Here is a 26,987-nt window from a genome sequence, read left to right as displayed (position 1 = left end):
GGTCAGTCGTCGGTCGGCATGCGGGTGTTGCCGGCAACGTCGCTGACGTCGATATCGCCGCTGCCCTTGCGCGCGACGCTGACGTCGCCGCGCACCTTGTGCACGCTCAGGGCGCCGGAGTTGACCGCTTCCACGCCCACATCGCCCTGCACATCCTCGATGTCGACATCGCCGGAGCCAATCGTGCCGAGCTTGACGTTGCCCGCAACGCCGCGCAGCTTGACGTCGCCCGAACCGACCTTGCCGAGCTCGGCCGCGCCATGCACCTGCCTGGCCTTGAGATCGCCCGAGCCGACCGCCAGCACGCGCAGCGACCCCATCTGTTCCAGCTCGATATCGCCGGAACCGACCTTGGTGGTGACCCGGCCCCTGGTGCGGCGGATGGTCATGTCGCCGGAACCGACATCGGCACTCACCGCGGCAGCGCCGCTGATCTCGGCGTCGCCGGAGCCCACGTCGAACTGCATCAGGAGCGCGTCGGGCACGCTGCCGCGCAGGTCCAGGTACGCGTAGCTGTCGCCGATGGAGATGCGCAGCGGGCGGTCATCGGCCAGCGTCACCACCAGCTTGTCGCCGACACGCTTCTGGGTGACGGTCAGGCCCTTGAGCAGATCGGCCCTGGCTGCGCAGGCGCGGCCGCTCAGACGCCCGCCGTTGCCCGGCGCGGCGTCCAGATGCAGATCGTTGGAGGCGACCTCGAACAGCACCGACTTCACTCCACCCAGTTTCAACTCCAGGCTGCGCGGTTCGGAGAATTTGCATTGCTCCTCGGCAAACGCAGCGCCGGGCAAGGCGAACAGGATGGCCAGACTCAGCAGACGATGCATGGGATGTCCTTCAGGCTTCGGAGCGCCGACGGCGCAGGTAGATGGAGGCGGCGATCAGGACAACGCCGATTGCAGCGCCGATCCAGATGTCCGGATTGCCGTAGACCCGCGCGCTGTCGGTGTGCTGCAGCGCCCACTGCACCAGGTCGCTGGGGTTCTGCATCGCGCTGCTGTCGAGGTTGCCGCTGACCGCACGCGGCGACCAGGTGCCGGGCAGGGCGCTGAGCAGGCCGCGGTAGCCGACGATGTACCAGATCCAGCCGATCGGCAGCGAGATGCCCGGCATCGCCGAGAGGATGCTCAGCATCACGCAGGCCAGCAGCGGGAACAGCACCGCCCACAGGAACGGCTTGCTGGTGGCCCAGGCCGAGCAGAACATCAGCCAGCCCACCGTCGGCAACGCCCACAGCAAACTCATCGGCACGGTCTTCAGCAACAGCCACAGCAACGAGAACGGGTGCGAATGGGTCGCCAGGGCCCAGGGGCTGGGGACGCCGGCGATCGAGGCGCCAACGATGGCGATCAGCCATAGCGCCAGGCCGACCAGCACGCCGATCGCGATGGCGATCAGCGGCGCCAGCAACAGCGCCCAGGCGGCCTTGGACAGCACCGTCTGCACATCGGACACCGGCAGCGATTTCCAGAACAGCACGCTGCGGTCGCGGCGGTCGTCGTACAGGCTGCCCAGCGAATAGAAGAACACCACAAACGCCAGCACCACCGAGGCGATGCCGATACCGCCGAGCAGCAGGCCGTCGCCGACCTGGCCCAGGGTGCGCGTGTATTCGGCCAGATCGTCCATCGTGATGCTGTCGCCGATCATGTTGCGACGCGCGCTGATCGCGCCGATCACCGCGCCCAGCAGCGCGAAGAACACCGCGATGCCGCCGGTGATGATCTGTGCCCAGACGAAACCGCCACGGTGTTCCCAGTACTCGCGTTTGAGCAGCCAGCCGAACGTGCGTGCGGGAGAAGCTTGGTGGGTGAGTGCATTCATGCGTAGGTCCCCTTCATGACCGCAACGAACAGGTCGGCAAGGCCGGGATTGCGGGTTTCGCCAAAACGGGCGAGCTGCGCTTTGGGCACGCCATCGAACAGCATCACGGTCTTGCCGAACGGCAGGCTGCGCTCGTCGATCGGCTGCAGGCCTCGGGCGGCGTCGAGATGCTCGGCACCCACCAGCACTTCGGTGTAACGCTCGGCCACGTTCTCCATGTCGGCGGTCAGCACGATGCGGCCGTCGCGGATGAACATCACATCGGTGAGGATGTGTTCGATCTCTTCGACCTGGTGGGTGGTGACGATGATGGTCTTCTGCTCGTCGAAGTAGTCCTCTAGCAGGCGCTGGTAGAACTGCTTGCGATACAGGATGTCCAGGCCCAGGGTGGGCTCGTCCAGCACCAGGATGCGGGCATCGATGGCCATCACCAGCGCCAGGTGCAGCTGCACGATCATGCCCTTGGACAGCTCGCGCACCCGCGACTTGCGGTTGAGCTGCGTATTGGCCAGGAAGCGCTCGCACTTGGCGCGATCAAAGCGCGGATGTACGCCGGCGACGAAGTCGATCGCCTCGCCGACCCGCAGCCAGCGCGGCAGCACCGCCACGTCGGCGATGAAGCAGACCTCGTTCATCAGTGCGTTGCGCTGGGTGCGCGGATCCATGCCGAGCACGCTCAGTTCGCCGTCGAAATCGGTCAGCCCCAGCACCGCCTTGAGCGCGGTGGTCTTGCCGGCGCCGTTGGGGCCGATCAGGCCGACGATGCGCCCGGCGGCGATGGTGAAGCTGGTGTTGTCCAGCGCGAGCCGGTGCTTGTAAGCCTTGCGCAGGCCACGTGCGTCGACCACATGGTCGGAGGAGACGGCGGTCATGGTGTTTTTCCCTGTGGCAACAGATCGTCGATGGACAGTCCCAGGCGCTGGATGCGTTCCAGCACCGCGGGCCATTCTTCATTCAGGAAACGCTCGCGCTCGCTGCCGCGCAATTTCTGTGCGGCCTCCGGGGTCATGAACATGCCCAGGCCGCGGCGTTTCTCCACCAGGTTCTCGTCGGCCAGTTCCTGGTAGGCACGCGAGACGGTGATCGGGTTGAGTTGGTAGTCGGCCGCCACCTGGCGTACCGAGGGCAGGGCATCGCCCGGCTTGAGGATTCCATCGAGCATCATGGCAATCACCCGTTCCTTGAGTTGGCGGTAGATGGGAGCGCCGTCGCTCCATTGGATGTCGTTCATGGTCAGCTCCGTGGGCGCAGAACCTGCGCGAAGGAGAAATAGGGCATCGACAGCGAGGTGCGCAGGTGCCGGCTGGGCCGGTTGCGCGCCTCGGGGGGAGTTGTCGCGTTTTCCGTAACCGCCTCCGACACGCCATAATCGGCGCCGGATTCCGTGACCTGACTGGAAGCGGCTCCCAGGCAACCAATGGCGAACAGGGCGCTGCCGAACAGCAGCAGTGGAGCTGGTCGCGTGAAGCGTGTGCTGTTCATGCTTTCCCCTGCGTTGGATGACTGGTGTTGTATTCAACTATAACACCGACACGCAGGCAGTCAACTGCCTGTCATACCCAACTGATGGCACCCCCGCGTCGTTGGGTGGCCGGAACCAACCGAAAGGGATCGCTCATGTTGCTCAAGCGTCTGCTGGTCGTTGTATTTGCTGGCTTTTTCTCCGTCTCGGCGCTGGCCGCCGATGCGCCGCTGCTGGATCTGGACTACCGGCCGCTGGCCGGCAAGGCGCCGATCAACCTGAACCGTACCTACGGCGGCAAGGTGCTGATGGTGGTCAATACCGCCAGCAAGTGCGGCTACACGCCGCAGTACGAAGGGCTGGAGGGGCTGAATCAGCGCTTCGGCAGCCGCGGCTTCTCGGTGCTGGGCTTTCCGTCCAACGATTTCCAGGGGCAGGAACCAGGATCTGAGAAGCAGATCCAGGAATTCTGCACGCTGACCTATGGCGTCAAGTTCCCGATGTTTGAGAAGGTGCATGTGCTGGGTGCGCAGGCCACGCCGCTGTATCAGCGCCTGACCCAGGCCACCGGTGTGGCGCCGGGCTGGAACTTCCACAAGTATCTGATCGGTCGCAATGGACGCGTGGTGGCGCAGTTCCCCAGCAAGATCAAACCGGACGATCCGCGCGTGTTGGCGGCAATCGAACGCGCGCTCAGCGCGCCGTCGCGCTGAGCGCGCGCTCGCAAGCTCGCGTGCGCATGCGACAATGCGCATTCAGCGCCGGCGTCGGCGTGTCTTTTCACTTTCGGGAAGTGCATCGAATGAAGATGGGAAAGCGCGGCGCGGCGGCGTCGCTACTGATGGTGGCAGTGTCGGCATCGATGCCGGCGATGTCGCAGCAACCGGCCGCAGCGGCCACCAAGGAGAAGCCAGTTTTGAATGCATCGTCTGAGAAGAGCACGCGCGACAACGTCAGCTACGCCATCGGTATGGATGTGGCACGTTCGTTCGAGCCGATTGCCCAGGACATCGATGTAAGCGCGCTGCAACGCGCCATCGAGAATGCATTCAAGGGCGGCAAGCCGCTGTTGTCCGACGAACAGACCCAGGCCACCGACACCGCATTGCGCACCGCGCTGGCGGCGCGTAACGGTCAGCAGGTCCCGGGCATGGCGCCAGGTAGCGCGCCGGCCGCGCCGTCCAAGGAAAATGTCGGCCTGATGCTCGGCGATCGCGCGGTCGGTCCGTCGCTGGCCGGTATCAAGGACGAGATCGATCTGTCGATCCTGATGGAAGCGGTGCGGACCGTGTTCGCCAAGGGCACCACGCGTCTGACCCAGCAGGAAGCCGCTGCCACCATGCAGGCGTTTGCCTCTGCCAAGCAGGGCGCTGCCGGCGCCAAGAATCGCCAGGAAGGCAATGCCTTCCTGGCCAAGAACAAGACCGAGAAGGGCGTGATCACCACCGCGTCGGGCCTGCAGTACACGGTGCTGCGCCAGGGCAGCGGCGAGCGTCCGATGCCCACCAATACGGTGCGCGTGAACTACGAAGGCAAGCTGCTCAACGGGCAGGTGTTCGACAGCTCCTACCAGCGCGGCCAGCCGGCCGAGTTCGGTCTGAATCAAGTCATTGCTGGTTGGACCGAGGGCGTCGCATTGATGCCGGTCGGTTCGAAATATCGTTTCTGGATTCCATCCAACTTGGCCTATGGCCCGAACGGCACGCAGGGGGGGCCGATCGGACCAGACGCAACGTTGACGTTCGATGTCGAACTGATGGGTATCCTTCCCTGATCCCCCACAGGAGTACCCCCACCCATGCGAGTTGCGATCTTTGGTACCGGCTATGTTGGTCTTGTCACCGGTACCTGTCTGGCGGAAGTAGGTCATCACGTTATCTGCGTGGATATCGACCAGGCGAAAGTTGATGGTCTCAATCGTGGGGTGATTCCCATCTATGAACCCGGCCTGGAGCCGATGGTGAAGGCCAACCATGCCTCTGGCCGGTTGCGCTTCACCACCGATGCGGCCGAGGCGATTGCGCACGGCGAAATCACCTTCATCGCCGTGGGCACGCCGCCGGACGAGGACGGCAGTGCCGACCTGCAGTACGTGCTGGCGGTTGCGCGCACCGTCGGTCGGCATATCGATGGCCCGTCGGTGGTCGTCAACAAGTCCACCGTGCCGGTCGGCACCGCCGACAAGGTGCGCGCTGCGATCCAGGAAGAGCTGGACGCACGCGGCCTGGACCATGAGTTCGATGTGGTCTCCAACCCCGAGTTCCTCAAGGAAGGCGACGCCGTGGCCGACTGCATGCGTCCGGATCGCATCGTGATCGGCGCCAAGAAGCCGGCGGCCATTGCCCGCATGCGTCGTCTGTATGCGCCGTTCAACCGCAACCGCGATCGCATCGTGGAGATGGACGTGCGTTCGGCCGAGCTGACCAAGTACGCGGCCAACGCAATGCTGGCGACCAAGATCAGTTTCATGAACGAGATCGCCAATATTGCCGAGCGTGTCGGTGCGGACGTCGAGCACGTGCGTAACGGGATCGGTTCGGATCCGCGCATCGGCTGGCACTTCATCTATCCCGGCGCCGGTTATGGCGGCTCGTGCTTCCCGAAGGATGTGCAGGCACTGGCCAAGACCGCAGAGCAGTACGGCATGGAGCCGACCCTGCTCAACGCGGTGGAAAGCGTCAACAACGCGCAGAAGGGGCACCTGTTCGAATTGGTGCAGCGTCATTACGGCGCTGAGGGCACCGGAAGCATTGCCGGCAAGACCTTCGCGGTGTGGGGCCTGGCATTCAAGCCCAATACCGACGACATGCGTGCCGCGTCCAGCCGCCGTTTGATGGAGCAGTTGTGGGAGGCCGGTGCCACCGTGCGTGCCTACGACCCGGAAGCAACCCATGAAGCCAAGCGCATCTTCGGCGAGCGCGACGATCTGACCTTCTGCGACGAGGCATTTGCCGCACTGGAAGGCGCCGACGCCCTGGTCGTGGTCACCGAGTGGAAGCAGTTCCGCAGCCCGGATTTCGGCAAGATCAAGCAGGCCTTGAAGGACGACGTCGTGTTCGACGGCCGCAACCTTTACGATCCGCAGGAAATCGAGGCCGCAGGTCTGGCCTACTACGCCATCGGACGAGGCCGTTCGTTACATGCATGAGCAACTCTCGCCGCGCGACCAGGCACTGGACGCGCGGTTGGTTGAACTGGAAACGCGCCTGTCCTTTCAGGAGCAGGCGCTCAATGAACTGAGTGAAGCACTTGCGGACGCCCGTTTGACGGGCGCCCGCAATGCCGAACTGATCCGCCACCTGCTCGAGGATCTGGGCAAGGTGCGCTCCACGTTGTTTGCCGACGCTGCGGATGAACCGCCGCCTCCGCATTATTGATTGCAGATTGCCACCGCCATGAGCGATACCTTACGTGACCAGTTGCTTGGGTTGGGCTTCAAGTCCGCACCCAAGCCCGAACGCAAACCCGACGCACGGCCTGCCGCGCGTCAACATGGCAACGGTGGCAGGCCTGCGCCCGGCGGCAACAAGCCGGGCGGCCAGGGCAGGGGACCGCAGCGGCCGCATGCCGCTGCGGCGACCGACGGCAAGGACGAGCGCAAGAACGACCGCAGGCCGGAGCGTCGCAACGATGGCAAGCCGGCAGCGGCTGCACGTCCGCAGCAGTCCACCGCCGACCGTCGCGGCCCCAGGCCGGCACGCACGCGTGAGGATATCGACCTGGCCAAGGCCTATGCGATCCGCGCGCAACGCGAGAAGGACGAGCGCATCGAAGCCGAGCGGCTCAAGCAGGAAGAAGCACGCCTGCGTCGCGAAGCCAAGACCAAACTCGAAGAACTGCTCAAGGACAAGGGGCTGAATCATGCCGATGCCGATATCGCCCGGCATTTTCCGTATGGCGGCAAGATCAAACGTATCTATGTGACCGCCGATCAGCTCAAGGCGCTTAATGCCGGCGAGCTGGGCGTGCTGCAGCTCAATGGCCGTTACCTGTTGGTGACTGCCGAGGTACTGGCCGAGGCGGAAGCGGTATTTGCGCCATCGGTAGCATTGAAGGTGGACCCGAATGCGCCGGCAGGCGAAGACCCGTATGCCGATCCCCAGTACCAGGTGCCCGACGACCTGGTCTGGTAACGCTGCGTGTAGTGTTTGTTGGCACATGGGCACCTGATGGGTGCCCATGTTCTTTGGGTGCGTTGCCCTGTGTGTTGCGTGCTTGAATCGTGAATTGCGCACCTTCGGTTTGAACTATGCGGCAAACCTACCGCCGGCGATACACGGGCCGGTCACGGCGCGCGCGGCACCATCGCCGCGTTACTGGCCGACGCATCCGGACATGGTGTCCACTGCGTTGCCGCTCACTTCCTGCCGATGGTGCCGCGTATGTCCATGTTGTCGAAAGTGTTGAAGTCCTGTGCCATTGCGTCGATTGCGTCCACCGCACGTGGTGCTTCGGGTTTGCAGCCCACTTGCGCCCTGGTGCCCGCCGCGGTCGTGCTCGCGTTATGCGTGGTGAGTCAGCAGGCCGCTGCACAGACGGAGGACGCACCGGCGTTCGACCGTCCCGGTATTCCATTTGCCGCCGAAGTGCTGCAGCCCGGCGTGTTTGCCTGGGAGCAGGGCCTGCCGGATGCGAGTACCGATCGCAGCGACGGGCAGCGAGTCACGCAGTACACCGCCGATACGGTGCTGCGCCTGGGTCTGTTCCAGAACGTGGAGCTGCAGGTCGGGAGCGACAGCTACAACTGGCAGCACGGTGGTGGTGAACATGTGCGTGGCGGAGGCGATAGCCATATCGGCTTGAAAGTGGCATTGCCGTCGCAGTCGGACAACTTTCATTGGGCTGCGCTCGGCAGCTACAGCGTGCCGACCGGCAGCCCCGCCTTCAGTGATGGCTATGCGCGCGAACTCGGCGTGACCGCGTCCTGGGATCTGGCCCAGCAGCGTGCACTGGCGCTGTACGTCAACTACGCGCGCGACAGCGACGGGCATACCTGGACCTTCTCGCCCAATTACACGTTCTTTTCCGGCGGGCATTTCAGCAGCTACGTGGAAGCAGGCTTCGACACCGGCAGCGAGCACTCGCGCGTGGCCGGTGCCGGCGGTGCCTGGCAGTTGCCGTATGCGATGCAACTGGATATCTCGGTGCTGCGCGGGCTGACCTCGGAGAGCCCGGACTGGCAGGGCGGGATCGGCCTGTCGATCGCTTTTCAATGATGGGGATGGAAGGGCAGTAGTTGAACGCAGTTGCTACGCATGCTGCACTGCCGCATGCATTGGGCGCGCGGACAAGGCCTAATTGGATCGATCCAATCGACGCCTGACGCATGCGCACTTTTTTCATTGCTAGGTCGGCAACGTGACGCGTGCCAAGCCGCCGCCCTCCGCTCCAGAGGACGGCGACGCGCGCCGCAGCGGACGTGGCGCAGTGACCTTGCGCGATATCGCCGCCGCCATCGGCGTGTCGCGCGCGACCGTGTCGTTGGTGCTGCGCGGCAGCCCGCTGGTGCATGCGGCCACGCGCGCGCGCGTGGAAGCCGAACTGGATCGGCAGCATTACGTCTACAACCGTGCTGCGGCCAATCTGCGCCGCCGTACGTCATCCAGCATCGCGCTGGTCATCAACGATCTGTCCAACCCGTTCTTTGCCGAATTCGCTGCAGGCGTGGACGAGGCGCTGGGCGCGGCCGGTTATGTGACCCTGCTCGGCAGCACCGGCGAATCGACGCAGCGCCAGCAGGCAGTACTGACCTCGCTGATGGAGCACACGCCTGCCGGCATCATCCTGTCGCCGGCCGAAGGCAGCCAGGCGCAGGCACTGACCCAGGTGCTGGGGCGTCAACACAACGTGGTGTTGTTCAACCGCGAGGTGGAAGGCGCGGGCTGGGATCTGCTGGCGCTGGACAACGAGCAGGGCGCGTTGCTTGCCTGCGCGCACCTGATCGCGCAGGGCCATCGGCGCATCGTGTTCTTCGGTGGCCACGCCCAGTCCAGTTCCTGCCGGCAACGCCGCGCCGGTTACGCGCGCGCGATGGCCGATGCCGGTCTGGTCGTGCACTACGTCGAATCCGCACCGAACCGGCAGGATGCTGCACTGTGCGCCGGTCGCATGTTGGATAGCGCCGAGCACGATCGCGCAACTGCGGCGGTCTGCTACAACGACAGCGTCGCATTGGGCCTGATGGCGGCGCTGGCGATGCATGGCATCGTGCCGGGGCGCGACTTCGCGGTGACCGGCTTCGACGATATCGCCGAAGCCGCGCTGTTTACGCCCGCGCTGACCACCCTGGCCGCAGATCCGCGTGCGCGTGGCCGCCAGGCTGCGCAACTGGTGTTGCAGCGTATCGGCAGTCCCGCCCTTGCATCGCAACGCCTGACCGCCGCAGTCGAATTGAAGATCCGCGCCAGTAGCGCCAGCGCGTCAAGCTCCGTCGTTCCGCTTCACTCCCCCAGCGATTCCCCCACCAAGGCCTCAGGCCGCTGACCAGGCAACTCCTATGGTTTCCCTTTCCACGCAATCCACTGCGCCAAGCGGCAACAAGGCGCCCGTCAACAACCGCGTAGCGTTGTCGGTCGTCACCACCATCTTCTTCATGTGGGGCTTTCTTACCTGCCTCAACGACATCCTGATCCCGCATCTGAAGGCGGTGTTCGAACTCAACTTCGCGCAGGCGATGCTGGTGCAGTTCACCTTCTTCGGCGCCTATTTCCTGATGTCGCTGCCGGCCGGTTGGCTGGTGGCCAGGCTTGGCTACAAGCAAGGCATCGTGGCCGGGCTGGCGGTTGCCGCGATCGGTGCGTTGGGCTTCTGGCCCGCGGCAGAACTGCGCGTCTATGGCGCATTTCTCGGCGCGCTGTTCGTGCTGGCGACCGGCATCACCATCCTGCAGGTGGCCGCCAACCCGTATGTCGCGCTGTTGGGTCCGGAGCGCAGTGCGTCCAGCCGGTTGACCCTGGCGCAAGCGCTCAATTCGCTGGGCACGGCGATCGCGCCGCTGTTCGGTGGCTGGCTGATCCTGTCCAACACCGTGATGAGCGGCGACCAGCTCAAGGTGCTGCCGGACGCCGAGCAACTGGCCTATCGCGTGCAGGAAGCGCAAGCCGTGCAGGGGCCGTACATCGGTCTGGGCATCGTGCTGTTTCTGCTGGCGATCTTCGTGTTCCTGTTCCGTCTGCCGGCTCTGACCGATGCGGGCGCGCAGAAGGATGACAGCGGGCATTCGCTGCTGGATGCGCTGGCGCATCCGCATGTGCGCTTCGGTGTCTTGGCGATCTTCTTCTATGTCGGTGCGGAAGTGGCGATCGGCAGCCTGATGGTCAATTATTTCTCGTTGCCGCAGATCGGCGGGTTCACCGAGCGCCAGGCGACCCACTACGTGTCGGCGTACTGGACGCTGGCGATGATCGGCCGCTTCATCGGTTCGGCCTTGCTGGCCAAGTTGTCGCCGCGCGTGCTGCTGTCGGTGTTCGCCGGGATCAATGCACTGCTGCTGGGTCTGACCATGGCCAGTGGCGGCATGCTGGCGGTGTATGCGCTGGTGGCGATCGGCCTGTTCAATTCGATCATGTTCCCGACCATCTTTACGCTGGGCATCGAGCGGCTCGGTCCGCTGACCGGCCGCGCCTCGAGCCTGTTGATCATGGCCATTGTCGGCGGCGCCATCGTGCCGTATCTGCAGGGTCTGCTGGCCGACAGCATCGGTCTGCACGCGTCCTTCGTGCTGCCGCTGGTGTGCTACCTGTACATCGTGTTCTACGGCATCTGGGGCTCGCGTCTGCGCGGCGCACTGGCGGAGGCGCACGCATGAGTGCTGCCAAGGACCGGGTGGTCTGTTTCGGCGAGGCCCTGATCGACATGCTGGCACTGCCGCAGGCCGGTCCGGATGAGGCACGCACGTTTGCGCAATACGCCGGCGGTGCGCCGGCCAATGTCGCGGTCGCGGTGGCGCGGCTGGGTGGCGCGGCGCATTTCGTCGGCATGCTGGGGCGCGACATGTTCGGCGATTTTTTGCTGCAGAGCCTGCAGCAGGCCGGCGTCGCCACCGATGGCATCGTGCGCACCGATCAGGCCAAGACCGCGCTGGCCTTCGTGGCGCTGGATCACGCCGGCGAGCGCAGTTTCAGTTTCTATCGTCCGCCTGCGGCGGATCTGCTGTTCCGGCCGGAGCATTTCGCCGCGGACGGCTTCACACAGGCGGGCGTGCTGCATGTGTGCTCCAACAGCATGACCGAGCCTGCGATCGCGCAATGCACGCTGGACGGCATGCGCCGCGCACGCGCCGATGGCGCCATCGTCAGCCTGGATCTCAACCTGCGGCCGATGTTGTGGCCGCAGGACGTGGACCCGGCTGCACTGCTGTGGGAGGCCTTGGCGCTGGCCGATGTGGTCAAGCTCTCGCGCGAAGAACTCGATTACCTGGCCGGCACGCTCGATGGCGACGCCAGCGCGGTCACCCGCAAGCTCTGGCAGGGCCAGGCCAGCTGGTTGCTGGTTACTGACGGTGGCGGGCCGGTGCACTGGCAGACACGCACCGATTCGGGCCAGGTGCCGGCCTTCCGCGTGCAGGTGCGCGACAGTACGGCAGCGGGCGATGCGTTCGTCGGTGGCTTGCTGTTTCAGCTGGCGACGCGTGCGTCCACGCTGGAGCAGCTGTCCGGCGATGCCGCCGCGATCACCGAGGTGATCCGTTTTGCCGCGGCGGTCGGCGCGCTGGCGGTAACGCGCAAGGGCGCGTTTGCGGCCATGCCGAGCGTCGATGAAGTCCATTCCCTGATCCAGGAACAATCATGAGCCGTTTGCCTGCGAGCCCCGCACCCGATTTCCGTTCGGCCGATGTACTGCGTCAGCATATCGCCGACACCATGGCGTTCTACCACCCGCGCGCGATCGACCCGGCGGGCGGATTTTTCCAGTATTTCCGCGACGATGGTTCGATCTACGATGCCGGGCATCGGCATCTGGTCAGCAGCACGCGCTTCGTCTTCAACTACGCGATGGCGTATCGCGAATTCGGCGATGCGCAGTACCTGCAGGCGGTACGTCACGGCCTGGACTATCTGCGCAACGTGCATCGCAATCCGGCCACCGGCGGCTACGCATGGACCTTGCGCGACGGTGTGGTCGAGGACGACATGAATCACTGCTATGGCGTGGCCTTCGTGCTGCTTGCGTACTCGTGCGGCCTGAAGGCGGGCATCGAGGAGGCGCGCGCATGGATGGACGAGACCTGGCAGCTCCTGGAAAAGCATTTCTGGGAGCCGGAATTCGGCCTGTACCGCGACGAAGCCGATGCGCAGTTCAACTTCACCAGCTACCGCGGCCAGAACGCCAACATGCACATGTGCGAGGCGATGATCGCCGCCTACGAAGCCAGTGGCGAGCAACGTTACCTGGACCGTGCGCTGTCGCTGGCCGACACCATGACCCGGCGTCAGGCGGCCAAGGCCGACGGCCTGGTGTGGGAACACTACGATCTGCAGTGGAACATCGACTGGGACTACAACCGCGACGACCCCAAGCACCTGTTCCGCCCCTGGGGTTTCCAGCCGGGCCATCAGACCGAATGGGCCAAGCTGCTGATGCTGCTGGATCGCTACGCACCGACCGACTGGCTGTTGCCGACCGCGCAACACCTGTTCGATGTGGCGGTGGAGCGCTCCTGGGATGCGCAGCGTGGCGGGCTGTATTACGGCTTCGACCCGGACGGCAAGGTCTGCGACGACGACAAGTACTTCTGGGTGCAGGCAGAATCGCTGGCGGCGGCCGCATTGCTGGCGCAGCGCAGCGGCGAGCAGCGCTATTGGCAGTGGTACGACCAGCTCTGGGAATATTCCTGGAAGCACATGGTCGACCACCGCTACGGTGCGTGGTACCGCATTCTGGACGCGGACAACCGCAAGTACAGCGATGAAAAAAGCCCCGCCGGCAAGACCGATTACCACACCATGGGCGCGTGCTACGAAGTCTTGAACGTGTTGCGGCCGGCTGCTTGATGCTGGTGTGATCAAGGGCACCGCCGTGCAATACGTCGGCGCCGCGTAGGAGCGCACCCGGGCGCGATGAGGCTTTACCGGTAAAGCCTCATCGCGCCCGGGTGCGCTCCTACGACGTCTGCAGTCTGCAGCTGTTCTTATTCCGGGTCGTAATCCAGATTCGATGCCAGCCAACGTTCGGCCAATGCCAAGGTGATGCCCTTGCGCCTGGCGTAGTCGGCCACCTGTTCCTTGCCCAGGCGCCCGACCACGAAGTACTGGCTCTTGGGATGGCTGAAGTAGTAGCCGGAGACCGCTGCGGTGGGCAGCATCGCGAAACTTTCGGTCAGCGTCATCGTGGTATGACGCTCGGCATCGAGCAGGTCGAACAGGGTGCGCTTTTCGCTGTGCTCGGGGCAGGCGGGATAACCCGGTGCCGGGCGAATGCCGCGATAGCGCTCGGCGATCAGCGCTTCGTTGTCCAGCGTCTCATCTTCCACATAACCCCAGAATTCGGTACGCACGCGTTGATGCAGGCGTTCGGCCAGCGCCTCGGCCAGACGGTCGGCCAGGGCCTTGAGCAGAATCGCGTTGTAGTCGTCGTGCGCGGCTTCGAACCGCGCCACATGCGGGTCGATACCGATACCGGCGGTCACCGCAAACGCACCGATCCAGTCCTGCTTGCCGCTGCTCTTGGGCGCGATGAAATCGGCCAGGCAGAAGTCGGGGCGGTCGATGGGTTTGTCGACTTGTTGGCGTAAAAAGTGCAGGGAATGGGGAATGGAGAATCGGGAATGGTCGGGCGCCGATGCGCCGCCTTGCGATTCCCGATTCCCGATTCCCGATTCCGCAGGCTCGGTCAGCACGACAACATCATCGCCTACCGCATTGGCCGGCCACAGCCCGAACACGGCCTTCGCGGTGAGCCATTTTTCGGCGACGATGGTGCGCAGCATCTTGCGTGCATCGCGGTACAACTCGCTGGCCTGGGTGCCGACCACCTCGTCGCTGAGGATCGCCGGAAACTTGCCGGCCAGTTCCCAGGCCTGGAAGAACGGGGTCCAGTCGATCAGCTCGATCAACTCCTGCAGCGGATAGTCGTTCAACACATGCAGGCCCGGCTGGCGCGGGGCGGGCGGCGTGTAGGTGTCCCAGTCGCCATCGAAGCGCTGGGCGCGTGCCTTTTCCAGCGACACCAGGCGTTTGGCGTCGCCGCGGTTGCGATGGCGCGCGCGGATCTCTGCGTAGTCGGCATCGTTGGCGGCGACGAAGGCCTGGCGCAGGTCGCGCGAGATCAGCGATTGCGCAACGCCCACCGCACGCGAGGCGTCCTTCACCCACACGGTGGGGGCGGTGTAATGCGGGTCGATCTTCAATGCAGTGTGCGCGCGCGAGGTGGTGGCGCCACCGATCAACAGCGGAATCTCGAAGCCTTGCCGCTGCATCTCGCGTGCAACGTGCGACATCTCTTCCAGCGACGGCGTGATCAGGCCGGACAAGCCGATCAGGTCCGCATTCTCCGCTCGCGCTCGGTCCAGGATCACCTGCGCCGACACCATCACGCCCAGGTCCACCACATCGAAGTTGTTGCATGCCAGCACCACGCCGACGATGTTCTTGCCGATGTCGTGCACATCGCCCTTGACGGTGGCCATGATGATCTTGCCGTTGGACTTGCCGACATCGCCGGTCCGCAGCTTTTCCGCTTCGATAAAGGGCAGCAGATACGCCACCGCCTTCTTCATCACGCGCGCGGACTTGACCACCTGCGGCAGGAACATCTTGCCGGCGCCGAACAGGTCGCCGACCACGTTCATGCCGTCCATCAGCGGGCCTTCGATCACGTCCAGCGGACGGGTGGATTGCTGGCGCGCTTCCTCGGTGTCGGTTTCAACGAATGCGTCGATGCCGTGCACCAGTGCATGCGCCAGCCGCGCACGCACCGGCTTCTCGCGCCAGGCCAGGTCCTCGACTTTCGCCGCGCCCTTGCTGCCTTTGTAGCGTTCGGCGATTTCCAGCAGCCGCTCGGTGCCGTCGCGGCGCCGATTGAGGATCACATCCTCCACGCGTTCGCGCAGTTCCGGGTCCAGCTCGTCGTAGATCGGCATGCCGCCGGCGTTGACGATGCCCATGTCCATGCCGGCCTTGATCGCATGGAACAGGAACACCGAGTGGATCGCCTGGCGCACCATCTCGTTGCCGCGGAACGAGAACGACACGTTGGAGACGCCGCCGGAAATATGGCAATGCGGCAGCGTGCGTTTGATCTGGCGGGTGGCTTCGATGAAGTCCACCGCGTAGTTGTCGTGCTCCTCGATACCGGTGGCCACGGCAAAGATGTTTGGGTCGAAGATGATGTCTTCCGGCGGAAATCCTACCTGTTCGGTCAACACCTTATAGGCGCGCGTGCAGATCTCGACCTTGCGCGCGCAGGTATCGGCCTGGCCGACTTCATCGAACGCCATCACCACCGCGGCAGCGCCATAGCGCAGCACCTTGCGCGCGTGTTCGATGAACAGTGCCTCGCCTTCCTTGAGCGAGATCGAATTGACCACGCTCTTGCCTTGCAGGCACTTCAGGCCGGCTTCGATCACGCTCCACTTGGACGAATCCACCATCACCGGAATGCGCGCGATATCCGGCTCGGACATGATCAGGTTGAGAAAGCGCGTCATCGCCTTTTCCGAATCGATCAGGCCCTCGTCCATGTTGACGTCGAGGATCTGCGCACCGTTGGCGACCTGCTGGCGCGCCACTTCCACCGCTTCTTCGTAGCGCTCCTCCTTGATCAGCTTGCGGAACTGCGCGCTGCCGGTGACGTTGGTGCGCTCGCCCACGTTGACGAACAACAGGTCAGGGGTGATGACCAGCGGTTCCAGTCCGGACAGGCGGGTGTGGCGGGGAGTGCTCATGCGATGCTCTGGAGAAGGGCGGCCGCGTTGCTAGTCCGGCTGGATACAGGCACTTGCCGCGGCGGCAGGTCGGCGACCGCTTCGGCGATTGCGCGGATGTGATCCGGCGAGGTGCCGCAGCAGCCGCCGACCAGATTGAGCAGGCCGGCCTGCGCGAATTCGCGCAGGGTTTGGGCCATTTCTTCCGGCGTTTCGTCGTACTCGCCGAAGGCATTCGGCAGGCCGGCATTGGGATGCGCGCTGACATAGGCGTCGGCAATCTGCGCCAGCGTTTCCACATGCGGGCGCAAGTCCTTGGCACCGAGCGCGCAGTTCAGGCCCACCGACAGCGGCCGCCCGTGTGCGACCGAGGCATAGAACGCTTCCGCCGTCTGGCCGGACAAGGTGCGTCCGGACGCATCGGTGATGGTGCCGGAGATCATCACCGGCAGGCGCCCGCCGCGCGCTTCGAACACTTCCTCGATCGCATACAGCGCAGCCTTGGCGTTGAGCGTGTCGAAGATGGTTTCCACCATCAACGTGTCGGCGCCGCCATCGATCAGGCCGTCGATGGCCTCGCGATAGGTGTCGCGCAAGGCGTCGAAGCTGGTGTTGCGGTAGCCGGGGTCGTTGACGTCCGGGCTGATCGAGGCGGTGCGGCTGGTGGGGCCGAGCACGCCGATCACGAAGCGCGGTTTATGCGGGGTCAGCGCCTCGACGTCGTCGCAGCAGGCGCGCGCGACCTGCGCGCCGGCCTTGTTCAATTCGTAGACCAGATGTTCCAGGTGATAGTCGGCCTGGCTCACCGAGGTGGCGTTGAAGGTATTGGTTTCCAGCAGGTCGGCACCGGCGTCCAGATAGGCGCGATGGATGCCGGCGATGATTTCCGGGCGCGACAGCAACAGCAGATCGTTGTTGCCTTTCAGGTCGTGGCCCTCCGGCGCATGTGCGTGATCGCAGCCCGGGCCATGCACGTGTACCTGCGCGCTGTCGTAGCCGTCGGCAAAGCGGGTACCGCGATAGTCGGGCTCCTGCAGATCGTGGCGCTGGATCATGGTGCCCATCGCACCGTCGATGATGAGGATGCGTTCGGCGAGCGCGGCAGTGAGCCGGGCGGCGCGCTCGGGATGCAGCCAGGGCAGCGCAAACGGGACTGGGGATTGGGGATTGGGGATTACCGCGGGCGTCATGATGCGATTCTCCGTGAGGCAGTGGCGCTGCTTTCACCGGTTCCCGATTCCCGATTCCCAGTTCCCGGCTTCGCCGCAATCAACGAAATCACCTCGAAATGCGGCGGGCGCTTCTCCCGCGTCACCGTTTCCAGGCTGGACACGTCCAGGCCGGCTTTCTCGGCGAACCTGCGCAATTCCTTGGCAGCAAACCCGAGATTGACGTGGCCATAGGCGTGCACCGCGGCGCGGTGTTCGTGCTTGGCCAGGCTGCATAGCAGCAGGCGGCCGCCGGGGCGCAGCACGCGCGCGGATTCGGCCACTGCTTGCGCCGGCTTGGCTGCGTAGGTGAGCGCATGCATCAGCACCACCAGGTCGAAACTGGCATCGGGAAACGGCAGCGCATGCATGTCGCCCTCGCGCACTTCCACATTGCGCAGCTTGCGCAGGCGCTCGCTGGCGGCGGCGACCACGCGCGCGCTGGTGTCGATGCAGATGTAGCGGGTTGCATGCGGCGCCACCAACTCGGCCAGCACGCCGTCGCCGGAGGCGATGTCGAGCACGTCGCCGGTTTCCAGCAAGGGCAGGGCGGTGCGCGCCAGCGCTTCCCAGGTGCGCCCCGGGGAGTAGTGCCGCTCCATGTCGCCGGCCACCGAATCGGCCCAGTTCTGGTCGGCCGCGCGGTTGGCCAGCACCGCGGCCACGCGCTCGGCGTCCTGGCGCAGCAGCGGATCGTCGCTGCCGGTGCTCAGTGCCAGCCATAGGGCGCGTTGCGCCGGGTCCAGCGACACCTCATCGAAACGGTAGTAAGCCGACACGCCGGCGCGGCGGTCGCGCACAAGCCCGGCTTCCTTGAGCTTGGCCAGATGCGTGGACACGCGCGGCTGGGCCAGGCGGGTGATCGCCGACAGCTCGGCCACGGTGAGTTCTTCCTGCTCCAGCAAGGTCAGCAGGCGGACGCGGGTGGCGTCGGCAAATACCTTCAGGCGCGCCGACCAGTCTTCCAGATCCATGAATATCTCTATATCGCGATATGGAGATATTTTCGGCCGGGCAGGGAGTGGGGTCAACTACATACGCATGCGAATGGTTGGGGCTACAATGGGCACTCAGCCTAGGCCTGGAGGGGTGCGACGTGGATTTCAGCTTTACCGAAGAACAATTGATGATCCAGGATGTGGCGCGCCGCATCGCCCAGGAAAAGATCGCCCCCAGTGCGGAGCAATTCGATCGCAGCGGCGAGTTTCCGCTGGAGAACATCCGCCTGCTCGGCGAGAACGGCCTGATGGGCATCGAGGTACCGGCCGAGTACGGCGGCGCTGGCATGGACCCGATCAGCTATGCGTTGGCGATGATCGAGATCGCCGCCGCCGATGGCGCGCACTCCACCATCGTGTCGGTCAACAACTCGCTGTTCTGCACCGGTATTTTGAAGAACGGCAGCGAGGCGCAGAAACAGCTGTATGTGCGCGCCATTGCCGAAGGTGCGCAGATCGGCGCATTCGCACTGACCGAGCCGCAGTCCGGCTCGGATGCCTCGGCGATGCGTTGCCGCGCGGTCAAGCAGGCCGATGGCAGCTTCGTGATCAACGGCAAGAAGAGCTGGATCACCTCCGGCCCGGTCGCCAAGTACATCGTGTTGTTTGCGGTGACCGAGCCGGACAAGGGCTCGCGCGGTATCACCGCCTTCATGGTCGACGCCGATCGCGCCGGCTTCCATCGCGGCAAGACCGAGCCCAAGCTCGGCATCCGCGCTTCGGCCACCTGCGAGATCGAGTTTGCCGATTACATCGCCCAGCCCGAGGAAGTGCTGGGCGTGGAAGGCGAAGGCTTCAAGACCGCGATGAGCGTGCTCGACGCCGGGCGCATCGGCATCGCTTCGCAAGCGGTCGGCATTGCGCGTGCGGCGTACGAAGCGACCTTGGCCTACGTCAAGGAGCGCAAGGCTTTCGGCGCGGCCATCGGCACGTTCCAGATGACCCAGGCCAAGATCGCCGACATGAAGTGCAAGCTGGATGCAGCGCTGCTGCTGACGCTGCGCGCGGCCTGGTTGAAGGGGCAGGGGCAGAAGTTCGGCACCGAGGCGGCCGTGGCCAAGCTCTCCGCCTCGGAAGCGGCGATGTGGATCACCCATCAGGCGGTGCAGATCCATGGCGGCATGGGCTATTCCAAGGAAATGCCACTGGAGCGCTACTTCCGCGACGCCAAGATCACCGAGATCTACGAAGGCACCTCGGAAATCCAGCGCCTGGTGATCGCGCGCGGCGAAACCGGCCTGCGCTGAGCAGCTGATCCGGCAGCGCGCCGCCATCGGCTCGATCGGCCCAAGATGCGCAGCGGTCGATCCGGCAGCTCGGTGCGGTGATTGCTTCCCATTGCATAGGAGCGTGCCTGCGCGCGATGAAGCTTATCGATAGCGCTTCATCACGCGCAGGCGCGCGCTCACGCAAGCGTGCGCGACCTGGCATCAGAGATGCGCCGTGTCAGTGGCCTGGCGTCGGCACCTGGCAAACACTTCGCAGTGTTACATCGCAGCTGGCGGCGTCCGCGCTTGTCGTGTGCGGCGCACGCGGATCACAATCGCTGCTTCTCCAGCCTCTGGTGCGCGCATGCCCCGGTCTTCGCACGCGGTAGTTCCTCGCCTCTCGTTGTCTGCCATTGCGCCCATGCTGGTTTGTTGGGGGCTGTTGCTAGTCTGCGCTGCGGCAGGTGCGCAAACGCCGCCGCCCTCGATCGTGCCCACCGACCGCCTGCAGGAAGCCTGGTGGGCACAGCGACACGCGCAGGTGCTGGAGCAGGTGAAGCAGCACGCCGACACGCCGCTGTTGTTGATCGGCGATTCGATCACCCAGAACTACGAAAAAGCCAAGGCGCCGGACGAGGATTTCCAGCCGACCTGGCAGACCTTCTACGGCAGCCGTGGCGCGCTCAACCTGGGCTTCAGCGGCGACGGCACCGAACACGTGCTGTGGCGGCTGGCCAATGGCGAGGTGGATGGCCTGCAGCCCAAGGTCGCGCTGGTATTGATCGGTACCAACAACACCGGCCACCTCGGCCAGACCGCAGAGCAGGCCCAGCTCGGTATCGATGCGGTGGTGGCGGCGATCGAACAGAAATTGCCGCGCACGCAGATCTTGCTGCTGGGCGTGCTGCCCAGCGACCTCTCCGGCGAGAAATCGCGCCGCGATGCGCAGATCAATCAGGGCCTGGCGGTGCGCTATGGCGACAATCCACGCGTGACCTACCTGGATGTGGGATCGATCTTCCAGCGCGACGGCAAGCTGCGCACCGAGCTGTTTTACGACACCCGCTTCCGTCCGCCGGCCGGTGCCCTGCATCCGGACACGCAAGGCCAGCGCATGCTGGCCGAGGCGATCGAGCCGACCCTGGCGCGCCTGCTCGGCGAGCCACCGGTCAAGCCGGTTGCGGCGCTGGGCCGCGATTTTGCGACCTCGCTGATTCCGGTCGACCGGCTGGAGCAGGATTCCTACGACTGGTATGCGCGTCACCATGCGGCGCTGGCCGCAGCGCGCGCGCTCAAGCCCGAGGTGGTGATGATCGGCGATTCGATCACGCACTTCTGGGCCGGCCCACCGCAGGCAACGCGCGTCAGCGGACCCGAATCCTGGAGCTGGTTGTACGGCAGCCGCCCGGTGCTGAATCTGGGCTTCGGCTGGGACCGCACCCAGAATGTGCTGTGGCGGATCCGCCAGGGCGAGCTCGACGGCCTGGATCCGCGCTGGGTGGTACTGCATATCGGCACCAACAACCTCACCGGCACCGCGCAATCGCGCGCGGCTACGCCGGCCGAGACCGCGCAGGGCGTGGAGGCGGTGGTGAGCGAGGTGCGTCGCCGTTTGCCCAGCAGTCAGCTGATCCTGATGGCGATCATGCCGCGTGGCCGCCATGCCGGGGATGCGCAGCGCGCGCCCATTGCCGAGACCAATCGGCTGCTGGCCGCGCGTTATGGCAAGGATCGGTCCGTGCGCCTGGTCGACATCGGCCCCCGGATGCTGCAGCCGGACGGGACCTTGCCCGAGGCGCTGATGCCCGACGGCACCCATCCCAGTGAGGCCGGGTATGCGATCTGGGCGACGGCGCTGCGCGAGGCGGGCATCACGGCAACGCCATAACCAGCCTGCGTTGCGGAGTCAGGGCTGCGGCATCGAAGAGGGCGCTGCTGCCGCGCAGCAGGCTATCCGGTTGCACAGTTGCCGCGTCATGGGGTGAGCGGAATGAAAGCTTTGGCCGCCGATCAATAGCGGGCTGCCATCGGCCGGCAACGCAGGCGCACGGCCACCGTCAGAACTTTCCGGACCCCAGAAACCAGAAGACCCCCGATCGCTCGGAGGTCTTTTTAAACTGGTGCCCAGAAGAGGACTCGAACCTCCACGAAGTTGCCCCCGCTAGCACCTGAAGCTAGTGCGTCTACCAATTCCGCCACCTGGGCAGGTGAGCCGCGAATTTTGCAGACTCCCGGCGGGCTTGTCAATGCCTGGCGAGCGGCGATGATGGCCGGCCGGGCGAGGCTTGCTGCCCATGGCGCGGCCGCAAGGGGTACCATGTAAGCAATGACGAAGAAAAACACCCCAGATTCCGATCGGCCCAGTCGCCGCAAGTCCACCAGCCCGGGCGAGTCCACCACCGCCGAAAAACAGAAGTTGCCGGGCTGGATGCCGGACTTCCTGGTCCGCGCCGCCGCCGGTGCGTCGACCAAGTCCGCCAGCAAACGCGCTGCCGACAAGGCCGCCAACGCCTCGCCCGAGCCGCCGTTAGCGCCCGTACTGCCCACGCCGCCGCCACGCGCCCCGCATCCGCGCAAGAGTGGCCCGCCGGCGCCGCCGCCGGAACGCTTCCAGCAGGCGCCAACCGAAGCGCCCGCGCCGGCGGCGGAGTTCAAGGATCCGCATGCCGATCGCGAAGCACTGCGCTACGCCGAACCGATCGCCAGCCGCGAGGCCATCCTGCAGCTGCTCGACGCCTGCGATGGCCCGCAGACCGCCGAGGAAATCGCCGGACAACTCAATCTCAGCGACCGCATCGACGCGCTGGGTAAGCGCCTGGCGGCGATGGTGCGCGAAGCGCAGTTGGTGCAGAACCGTCGCGGCGGCTATGCACCGGTGCAGCAGACCAGCTTGATCGCCGGGGTGGTGATCGCCAATCCGGAAGGCTTCGGCTTCCTCAAGCCCGACGAAGGTGGCGACGACCTGTTCCTGCCGCCTTACGAGATGCGTAAGGTCATGCACGGCGATCGTGCGCTGGCCAACGTCACCGGTATCGACCGCCGCGGCCGTCGCGAAGGTGCGATCGCGCGGGTGCTCGAGCGCCGCATGTCGCGCATGCTCGGGCGCTTCTTCTACGAGCATGGCGTGGCCTATGTCGACCCGGACGACAAGCGCGTGCAACGCAACGTGCAGATCGCACCGGATGGCATCGGCGAGGCACGCGAAGGGCAGTTGGTGGTGTGCGAGCTGATCGCGCCACCGGACGCGCGGCGCCCGGCGATCGGCAAGATCATCGCGGTGCTGGGCGACAAGCTGACGCCGTCGCTGGTAGTGGAAATGGCGATCCACGGCCATGAGCTGCCGCACGAATTCCCGCAGGAAGTGCTGGACCAAGCCGCGGCGGTGCCGTTGGTGGTCGAGCCGCAGATGATCGGCGGGCGCGTGGATCTGCGGCAGATGCCGCTGGTCACCATCGACGGCGAAGACGCCAAGGATTTCGACGACGCGGTGTATTGCGAATCCAATGCCGACGGCTTCCGTCTGGTGGTGGCGATCGCCGACGTGTCCAACTATGTGCGTCCCGGCACCCCGCTGGACGACGAGGCGCAAAAGCGCGCCACCTCGGTGTATTTCCCGGGTTTCGTCGTGCCGATGCTGCCCGAAACGTTGTCCAATGGCATCTGTTCGCTGATGCCCAAGGTCGACCGCATGTGTTTCGTCTGCGACATGCAGGTGGGTCGCGATGGCGAAGTCACCGGTTCGCGCTTCTATGAGGCGGTGATGAACTCGCATGCGCGCCTGACCTATAACCAGGTCTGGAAAGCGGTCGGCGAAGACGACGCGGACACCAAGGCCTTCATCGGCCCGCTGCTGCCGCAGGTGCAGCGCCTGCATCAGCTGTACAACGTGCTGTCGAAGGCGCGCACGCAGCGTGGCGCGATCGAGTTCGAAACCTCCGAAGTACGCTTCGTGCTCGACAACACCGGAGAAGTCACTCAGGCCGGCATGCTGGTGCGCAACGATGCGCACAAGCTGATCGAAGAATGCATGATCGCCGCCAACGTCGAGGCCGCGCGTTACCTGCTGAGCATGCATGTGCCGGCGCCGTACCGCGTGCATGAGCGGCCGCCGGAGAGCAAGTACGAAGACCTGCTGGAGTTCCTCAAGGAGTTCCAGCTGAGTCTGCCGGCGTGGAGCAAGGTGCGCCCTGGCGACTACACCAAGTTGCTGAAAAAGGTGCGCGCGCGGCCCGATGCGGCGCTGCTGGAATCGGTGCTGCTGCGCAGCCAGAGCCTGGCGGTGTACTCGCCTGACAACAACGGTCACTTCGGTCTGGCGCTGGAGGCGTATGCGCACTTCACCTCGCCGATCCGTCGTTACCCTGATCTGCTGGTGCACCGCGCAATCAAGCACGCGTTGACCGGCGCCAGCCCGGAAAAATACATCTACACCCCGCGTCAGATGGCGGCCTTGTCGCTGCAGTGCTCCGAGCGTGGTCGGCGTGCCGACGAGGCCGAACGTGAAGTCGACGAGCGGTATCGCGCCGCGTGGATGGAAAAGCATGTCGGCGGCCAGTTCGACGGCGTGATCAGTGGCGTGACCGGATTCGGCCTGTTCGTGGAGTTGAACGAGTCCAAGGTCAATGGCCTGGTGCATGTCACCCAGTTGCCGCAGGACTATTACCAGTTCGATCCGATCCGCAAGACGCTCAGTGGCGAGCGCCGCGGCCGTGCATTCCGCCTGGGCGATCCGGTGCGGGTGCTGGTGCTCAAGGCCAGCATGGAAGAGCGCAAGATCGACTTCCGCCTGGCAGAGGATCGCGGCGATTCGCCCGAACCGCCGCCGCCGCGCGCTCAGCCGGCCAAGCGCAAGAAAAAACAGTACTGAGCGCGTTTGCAATACCGCGCGCTGCCGTCTGACGGCGGCGCGCGTTGCGCACGAAGTTGACAAGGCGCCTGCGTTTTCGCAGCGGCTGCGCCGTCACGCGGTCCAGGTTGCGGCCGTGACGTGGCAGGCCGCAGGCCCTACCATTCCCTCTTTACCTCTTCCTATCCCGCGCAATGAGCAAGCAGAATCAGTGGATCGTCGGCGTCAACGCCGTCGCCTCGTCCGTCGAGAACGACGCCGACAACGTGCGTGAGGTATTGATCGAGGCCGGTAGCAAGAACCCGCGCCTGATCGAAATCGAAGAGCAGGCCCGCCGCAAGGGCATCGACGTGCGCCGGGTCAACACCCAGGCACTCGATGGCGTCGGTGGGCAGGTGCGCCACCAGGGTGTGGTCGCGCGCTATGCCGCAGCGCGGCTGTGGGCCGAAAACGAGCTCGAGGCGTTGGTGACCGCAGCCGAGGGACGGGCGTTGCTGCTGGTCCTCGACGGCGTACAGGACCCGCACAATCTCGGTGCGTGCCTGCGCAGCGCGGCGGCGGCCGGCGTCACTGCGGTAATCATTCCCAAGGACAAATCGGCCACGGTCAATGCAACCGTGCGCAAGACTTCGGCCGGTGCGGCCGACCGTATTCCGGTGGTAGCGGTGACCAATCTGGCGCGTTGCCTGCGCGATCTGCAGAAGCAGGGCGTGTGGCTCTACGGCCTTGCCGGCGAAGCCGAGGCGTCGTTGTATGGCGTGGACCTGCGCGGCAATGTCGGGCTTGTACTCGGTGGCGAAGCCGACGGCCTGCGCCGACTGACCCGTGAGCACTGCGATGGCCTGGTCAAGATTCCGATGCCGGGCGATATCGAGAGCCTCAACGTGTCGGTAGCGGCCGGTGTGACCTTGTTCGAAGCGGTACGCCAGCGCCTGGGCTCCTAAGCGGCAATCGACGCCGCTGCGCGTATTGCCAGGCAGGCGCGGACGGCTTCGCAATCGGCATAAGCCATTCGTACGCAGCGGCTTCTCCGCCTCGTGCGTACCTAGCTGGCGACTGCTCACTACATCGAAGACCCCGACGTGGTGCGGGTTGGCCACACAACGCGGGGGGGTGGAGTGGGTGAACGGCAAGCGGGCGTCCCTGGCCGTCGACGGCCTGCCTGCACGAAGAGCGCGCCGATCACGCGCTGTATCAGGCCAGGAATGCGAGGCGCGATCGCGCTTGTATCGGCTAGGCGCTGGGAATGGGGATTTGGATTGGCAAAGGCAGTGAGGGGGCGCTTCAGAACCTACTGACTGGCTATCCCATTATCTGCGGCGCAGGGTGGCTCAGGACAAGCAACGCGTCAGGCAACTGGCCCTTGCGAATCGCCAATGCCCAATCCCCGCTCAAACAGGCCCCGGCCAGGCATTGGCGATCGTGCAGAACAGCCGCGCGGTCTGCTCGGTGTCGTAGACCGCGCTATGCGCATCGGCGGCGTTCCATTCCAGGCCCGCGGCTTGTGCCGCGCGCGCCAGCACGGTCTGCCCATACGCCACACCGGCCAGGGTCACGGTGTCGAACACGCTGAACGGATGGAACGGATTGCGCTTGTGGCCCACACGCGCAACGGCAGCATTGAGAAAATTCAGATCGAAGTGCGCATTGTGACCGACCAGGATCGCGCGCTGGCAGCCGTACTTTTTCACTGCCGCACGCACCGGTGCGAACACGTGGTCCAGCGCGTCCTTTTCCTGCTTGGCAAAGCGGAATGGGTGGTCAAGCACGATGCCGGTGATCTCCAGCGACTTCGGATCGATCTCCAGCCCCGGCGCCGGCACCAGATGGGCGCTGGCGGTGTCGCCGGGGAAGAACCGTCCGTCGGCATCCATTTCGATCGGCACGCAGGCAATTTCCAGCAAGGCGTGCTTGTTCCAGTCGAATCCTCCCGTTTCCACATCCACCACCACGGGCAGATAGCCGCGGAAACGCCGCGACATGGGCAGGAAGGAGGGGGCGGGCTGCAGGTCGACCGGTTCGTTCATCGGCATAGCCTAGCAGGTCGCACGGCTGGCCCGATCTTGGCAGCTGGCGGCTTGCCCACGTCTACTGAGCGGCGATCCGGCAACCAAAAAGCCCGACCCGTGTCGCCACGGATCGGGCTCAGGAACTCTGCTGAACCGCCGGCGTCAGCGGGCAGCGACCACACTGGCGATCAGCCCGGTGGCCACTGCAATCAACACGTAGTTGTTGTCCACGCGGCGCCACTCGTGTCCGCGCTGCGGCGTGTTCAAGTGATGCTTGCGGTAGTCGGCCACCCGCGTGCCGCGATGGTCCGGTGCCAGACGCTCGCCACGTCGGTAGGGCGGGCCTCGACGATCGTTGCGGTGATCGTCGTTATGCGCGCTGCGGCGGTCGTCGCGCCGGTCGTCGTGTCTGTCGTTGCGGTGATCGTCGCGACGCTCCGGACCACGGTCGTCGTCGTGCTGCGCGCTGCGGTCGCGATCATCGTGCTGTTGCGGCGCAGCGAACGCTGCACCGGACGTCAGCAGCGACACAACCATGAGGGATCCGATGATACGTTTCATCTGCCTACT

Annotated in this window: 25 protein-coding genes and 1 tRNA gene; 15 read left to right on the top strand and 11 right to left on the bottom strand. The window is 65.1% G+C overall.

The window, feature by feature from the left end; genetic code table 11:
- Positions 1-2: 2 nt before the first annotated feature.
- Genes XarjCFBP7645_RS14080 through XarjCFBP7645_RS14060 form a run of 5 tightly spaced genes read right to left on the bottom strand, consistent with a single transcriptional unit; the run spans position 3 to position 3,306 of the window.
- The gene (locus XarjCFBP7645_RS14080; RefSeq protein ID WP_104538029.1) at positions 3-827 is read right to left on the bottom strand and encodes a DUF4097 family beta strand repeat-containing protein; all 825 of its coding nucleotides are present in this window, start codon (positions 825-827) and stop codon (positions 3-5) included.
- A gap of 10 nt (positions 828-837) precedes the next feature.
- Positions 838-1,824 carry an ABC transporter permease gene (locus XarjCFBP7645_RS14075; RefSeq protein WP_104538028.1) on the bottom strand — a complete coding sequence of 329 codons (987 nt, stop codon included), beginning with the start codon at positions 1,822-1,824 and terminating at the stop codon, positions 838-840.
- Positions 1,821-2,696 (bottom strand): ABC transporter ATP-binding protein, encoded by an 876-nt coding sequence (locus tag XarjCFBP7645_RS14070; RefSeq protein ID WP_016901534.1) that lies wholly within the window; start codon positions 2,694-2,696, stop codon positions 1,821-1,823. The genes XarjCFBP7645_RS14075 and XarjCFBP7645_RS14070 overlap by 4 nt, the downstream gene beginning before the upstream one ends.
- Positions 2,693-3,055 carry a GntR family transcriptional regulator gene (locus XarjCFBP7645_RS14065; protein ID WP_003483692.1) on the bottom strand — a complete coding sequence of 121 codons (363 nt, stop codon included), beginning with the start codon at positions 3,053-3,055 and terminating at the stop codon, positions 2,693-2,695. Before XarjCFBP7645_RS14065 ends, XarjCFBP7645_RS14070 begins: the two co-directional genes overlap by 4 nt.
- 2 nt (positions 3,056-3,057) lie before the next feature.
- The gene (locus tag XarjCFBP7645_RS14060) at positions 3,058-3,306 is read right to left on the bottom strand and encodes a hypothetical protein (protein WP_104538027.1); all 249 of its coding nucleotides are present in this window, start codon (positions 3,304-3,306) and stop codon (positions 3,058-3,060) included.
- Positions 3,307-3,441: 135 nt separating this feature from the next.
- On the opposite strand from XarjCFBP7645_RS14060, the gene XarjCFBP7645_RS14055 reads away from it, so the two are divergent.
- From XarjCFBP7645_RS14055 to XarjCFBP7645_RS14010, 11 genes are all read left to right on the top strand, one after another.
- Positions 3,442-3,999 (top strand): glutathione peroxidase, encoded by a 558-nt coding sequence (locus XarjCFBP7645_RS14055; RefSeq protein WP_104538026.1) that lies wholly within the window; start codon positions 3,442-3,444, stop codon positions 3,997-3,999.
- A gap of 34 nt (positions 4,000-4,033) precedes the next feature.
- The gene (locus XarjCFBP7645_RS21970; protein ID WP_258079593.1) at positions 4,034-4,219 is read left to right on the top strand and encodes a hypothetical protein; all 186 of its coding nucleotides are present in this window, start codon (positions 4,034-4,036) and stop codon (positions 4,217-4,219) included.
- The gene (locus XarjCFBP7645_RS14050) at positions 4,149-5,060 is read left to right on the top strand and encodes an FKBP-type peptidyl-prolyl cis-trans isomerase (RefSeq protein WP_258079590.1); all 912 of its coding nucleotides are present in this window, start codon (positions 4,149-4,151) and stop codon (positions 5,058-5,060) included. Before XarjCFBP7645_RS21970 ends, XarjCFBP7645_RS14050 begins: the two co-directional genes overlap by 71 nt.
- A gap of 24 nt (positions 5,061-5,084) precedes the next feature.
- A complete protein-coding gene (locus tag XarjCFBP7645_RS14045; protein ID WP_047125002.1) occupies positions 5,085-6,434 on the top strand; it encodes a UDP-glucose dehydrogenase family protein in 1,350 nt (449 codons plus the stop codon).
- Positions 6,427-6,663 (top strand): SlyX family protein, encoded by a 237-nt coding sequence (locus XarjCFBP7645_RS14040; RefSeq protein ID WP_005988457.1) that lies wholly within the window; start codon positions 6,427-6,429, stop codon positions 6,661-6,663. The genes XarjCFBP7645_RS14045 and XarjCFBP7645_RS14040 overlap by 8 nt, the downstream gene beginning before the upstream one ends.
- 18 nt (positions 6,664-6,681) lie before the next feature.
- The gene (locus XarjCFBP7645_RS14035; RefSeq protein ID WP_343125444.1) at positions 6,682-7,419 is read left to right on the top strand and encodes a DUF2058 domain-containing protein; all 738 of its coding nucleotides are present in this window, start codon (positions 6,682-6,684) and stop codon (positions 7,417-7,419) included.
- A 249-nt stretch (positions 7,420-7,668) separates the two neighbouring features.
- Positions 7,669-8,502: a transporter gene (locus XarjCFBP7645_RS14030; protein WP_429001470.1), complete on the top strand. Its 834-nt coding sequence runs from the start codon at positions 7,669-7,671 to the stop codon at positions 8,500-8,502.
- A 142-nt stretch (positions 8,503-8,644) separates the two neighbouring features.
- Positions 8,645-9,769, top strand: coding sequence for a LacI family DNA-binding transcriptional regulator (locus XarjCFBP7645_RS14025; RefSeq protein WP_104538023.1), 1,125 nt, complete (start codon positions 8,645-8,647; stop codon positions 9,767-9,769).
- Positions 9,770-9,782: 13 nt separating this feature from the next.
- A complete protein-coding gene (gene fucP / locus XarjCFBP7645_RS14020; RefSeq protein WP_104538022.1) occupies positions 9,783-11,093 on the top strand; it encodes an L-fucose:H+ symporter permease in 1,311 nt (436 codons plus the stop codon).
- Complete coding sequence (locus tag XarjCFBP7645_RS14015) at positions 11,090-12,076, top strand: carbohydrate kinase family protein (protein ID WP_181126347.1); 987 nt, start codon at positions 11,090-11,092, stop codon at positions 12,074-12,076. Before fucP ends, XarjCFBP7645_RS14015 begins: the two co-directional genes overlap by 4 nt.
- Positions 12,073-13,278 (top strand): AGE family epimerase/isomerase, encoded by a 1,206-nt coding sequence (locus XarjCFBP7645_RS14010; RefSeq protein ID WP_104538020.1) that lies wholly within the window; start codon positions 12,073-12,075, stop codon positions 13,276-13,278. The genes XarjCFBP7645_RS14015 and XarjCFBP7645_RS14010 overlap by 4 nt, the downstream gene beginning before the upstream one ends.
- Before the next feature lie 137 nt (positions 13,279-13,415).
- Here the strand turns inward: XarjCFBP7645_RS14010 and metH are convergent, their stop codons facing one another.
- Genes metH through XarjCFBP7645_RS13995 form a run of 3 tightly spaced genes read right to left on the bottom strand, consistent with a single transcriptional unit; the run spans position 13,416 to position 18,330 of the window.
- Positions 13,416-16,169, bottom strand: coding sequence for a methionine synthase (metH, locus tag XarjCFBP7645_RS14005; RefSeq protein ID WP_104538019.1), 2,754 nt, complete (start codon positions 16,167-16,169; stop codon positions 13,416-13,418).
- Positions 16,166-17,338 carry a homocysteine S-methyltransferase family protein gene (locus XarjCFBP7645_RS14000; protein WP_104538018.1) on the bottom strand — a complete coding sequence of 391 codons (1,173 nt, stop codon included), beginning with the start codon at positions 17,336-17,338 and terminating at the stop codon, positions 16,166-16,168. The genes metH and XarjCFBP7645_RS14000 overlap by 4 nt, the downstream gene beginning before the upstream one ends.
- On the bottom strand, positions 17,335-18,330 hold the full coding sequence (locus tag XarjCFBP7645_RS13995; RefSeq protein ID WP_181126346.1) for an ArsR/SmtB family transcription factor: 996 nt from the start codon (positions 18,328-18,330) through the stop codon (positions 17,335-17,337). Before XarjCFBP7645_RS13995 ends, XarjCFBP7645_RS14000 begins: the two co-directional genes overlap by 4 nt.
- A gap of 152 nt (positions 18,331-18,482) precedes the next feature.
- Between XarjCFBP7645_RS13995 and XarjCFBP7645_RS13990 the strand changes: the two genes are divergently transcribed.
- Positions 18,483-19,601 carry an acyl-CoA dehydrogenase family protein gene (locus XarjCFBP7645_RS13990; protein ID WP_258079589.1) on the top strand — a complete coding sequence of 373 codons (1,119 nt, stop codon included), beginning with the start codon at positions 18,483-18,485 and terminating at the stop codon, positions 19,599-19,601.
- A gap of 325 nt (positions 19,602-19,926) precedes the next feature.
- The gene (locus XarjCFBP7645_RS13985; RefSeq protein WP_104538015.1) at positions 19,927-21,450 is read left to right on the top strand and encodes a platelet-activating factor acetylhydrolase IB subunit; all 1,524 of its coding nucleotides are present in this window, start codon (positions 19,927-19,929) and stop codon (positions 21,448-21,450) included.
- Between the two features lie 230 nt (positions 21,451-21,680).
- Here the strand turns inward: XarjCFBP7645_RS13985 and XarjCFBP7645_RS13980 are convergent.
- Positions 21,681-21,767, bottom strand: a tRNA-Leu gene (locus XarjCFBP7645_RS13980).
- Between the two features lie 121 nt (positions 21,768-21,888).
- Here XarjCFBP7645_RS13980 and rnr point away from each other — a divergent pair.
- Together rnr and rlmB are read left to right on the top strand one after the other, a co-directional pair.
- On the top strand, positions 21,889-24,429 hold the full coding sequence (rnr, locus tag XarjCFBP7645_RS13975) for a ribonuclease R (protein WP_104538014.1): 2,541 nt from the start codon (positions 21,889-21,891) through the stop codon (positions 24,427-24,429).
- 173 nt (positions 24,430-24,602) lie between these two features.
- On the top strand, positions 24,603-25,352 hold the full coding sequence (gene rlmB / locus XarjCFBP7645_RS13970; RefSeq protein ID WP_104538013.1) for a 23S rRNA (guanosine(2251)-2'-O)-methyltransferase RlmB: 750 nt from the start codon (positions 24,603-24,605) through the stop codon (positions 25,350-25,352).
- Between the two features lie 447 nt (positions 25,353-25,799).
- On the opposite strand, the gene rnt is transcribed toward rlmB, so the two are convergent.
- Together rnt and XarjCFBP7645_RS13960 are read right to left on the bottom strand one after the other, a co-directional pair.
- Entirely contained in the window at positions 25,800-26,441 is a 642-nt protein-coding gene (gene rnt, locus XarjCFBP7645_RS13965; RefSeq protein ID WP_102584351.1) for a ribonuclease T, read from the bottom strand.
- Positions 26,442-26,579: 138 nt separating this feature from the next.
- On the bottom strand, positions 26,580-26,978 hold the full coding sequence (locus tag XarjCFBP7645_RS13960) for an RcnB family protein (protein WP_104538012.1): 399 nt from the start codon (positions 26,976-26,978) through the stop codon (positions 26,580-26,582).
- Positions 26,979-26,987: the final 9 nt, after the last annotated feature.

It is taken from the genome of Xanthomonas arboricola (assembly GCF_002940665.1).
Lineage (GTDB): Bacteria > Pseudomonadota > Gammaproteobacteria > Xanthomonadales > Xanthomonadaceae > Xanthomonas > Xanthomonas arboricola_B.
This window is presented reverse-complemented; position numbering and strand designations above follow the sequence as displayed.